Here is a 1,453-nt window from a genome sequence, read left to right as displayed (position 1 = left end):
AAAGAGACTGGTGGTATTGTGGATATTCTCTTGTGCATAGCACCGCGAACGTAAAATCACTTTCCGATCGGGCACCAGCACATGCTCTGTTCCTGCTGCCCTGCAGCAATTACGAGACCGGAGTCGCGATGCCCAGCCGCTGCAGGAACCGTTCATGGAGGCGGGTGTCCGCCCCGAGTTCGGGATGGAAGGACAGCGCCATGTGTTTTCCCTGTTCAACGGCAACGATCCCCTGCGGGATCTCGGAAAGAATATGAACACCCGTTCCCGCCGATGTGACAACAGGTGCCCGGATGAAAACGGCGTGGAACGGTCCTCCCTCCAACGCGTCCATGGCGAGGTCTGCTTCAAAAGATTCCCGCTGCCTGCCAAACGCGTTCCGGTCAACAGCCATGTCAATATGACCAAGGGGATGGATCCGGGGATCTTCCACGTGGCAGGCCATCAGCACCATCCCGGCGCAGGTTGCAAAGATCCCCCCCGGGAACGCCCGCAGGGGCTCATACAGCCCGTTTTTATCGATCAGGCGGGAGATGGTTGTCGATTCGCCACCCGGCAGGGCAAGGGCGTCGCATTCCGCAAGATCGGCCGGGCTCCTGACCTCAAAGACCTCGGAAGAGGGGCCATGGCCCATCCGTTCGAGCGCCGAGAGAAACGCGTCGATATGCTCGCTCACGTTCCCCTGGAGCGCAAGAACGCCAATCTTAGCGTCCACGGGTCTGCAGCACCTCGTCATCCGAGAGCTTGTGGACATCGAGGCCCGGCATAGCATCGCCAAGGCCGTTACTGACCTTCGCGAGCACTTCTGCATCATCGAAGTGGTTGACTGCCTCGACAATGGCTTTGGCCATCAGTTTCGGGTTCGATGACTTGAAGATACCGGACCCGACGAAAACACCGTCAGCACCCAGCTGCATCATGAGCGCTGCATCGCAGGGAGTGGCTATACCGCCTGCGGAAAAATTCACGACCGGGAGCCTGCCGCGCTCGGCACATTCAAAGACCAGTTCTGCGGGGGCTTCGATCTCGCGGGCATAATCGGCCATCTCCTGCTTGTCAAGGCCGCGGAGCATCCGGATCTCGCCCATAATCGTGCGCATGTGACGGACGGCTTCCACGACGTTTCCGGTACCGGCCTCGCCCTTGGTCCGGATCATGGCAGCACCTTCGTTGATCCTCCGGAGCGCCTCGCCAAGATCGCGGGCGCCGCAGACGAAGGGGACCGTGAACTGCTTCTTATCGATATGGTATTGTTCGTCTGCGGGGGTCAGGACCTCGCTCTCATCGATCATGTCAACCCCGAGAACTTCCAGGACCTGCGCTTCGACGAAGTGGCCGATACGGACCTTTCCCATGACCGGGATGGAAACCGCGTCAATGATCTCGATGACCTTCTCGGGATCTGCCATGCGGGCAACACCCCCTGCCTTCCGGATATCGGACGGCACCCGCT

At 59.9% G+C, this 1,453-nt stretch carries 2 protein-coding genes; both read right to left on the bottom strand.

The window, feature by feature from the left end:
* Positions 1 to 109 precede the first annotated feature (109 nt).
* Positions 110 to 715, bottom strand: a complete 606-nt coding sequence (pdxT, locus tag CW742_RS12895) for a pyridoxal 5'-phosphate synthase glutaminase subunit PdxT (RefSeq protein WP_292421005.1) — start codon at positions 713 to 715, stop codon at positions 110 to 112.
* On the bottom strand, positions 705 to 1,453 hold a 749-nt coding region (gene pdxS, locus CW742_RS12890; protein ID WP_292421003.1), incomplete at its 5' end, for a pyridoxal 5'-phosphate synthase lyase subunit PdxS. The genes pdxT and pdxS, both read right to left, overlap by 11 nt.

This window comes from Methanoregula sp., assembly GCF_002835825.1.
GTDB lineage: Archaea > Halobacteriota > Methanomicrobia > Methanomicrobiales > Methanospirillaceae > Methanoregula.
The sequence above is the reverse complement of the archived record's forward strand: the minus strand, read 5'-3'. Positions and strand labels throughout refer to the sequence as shown.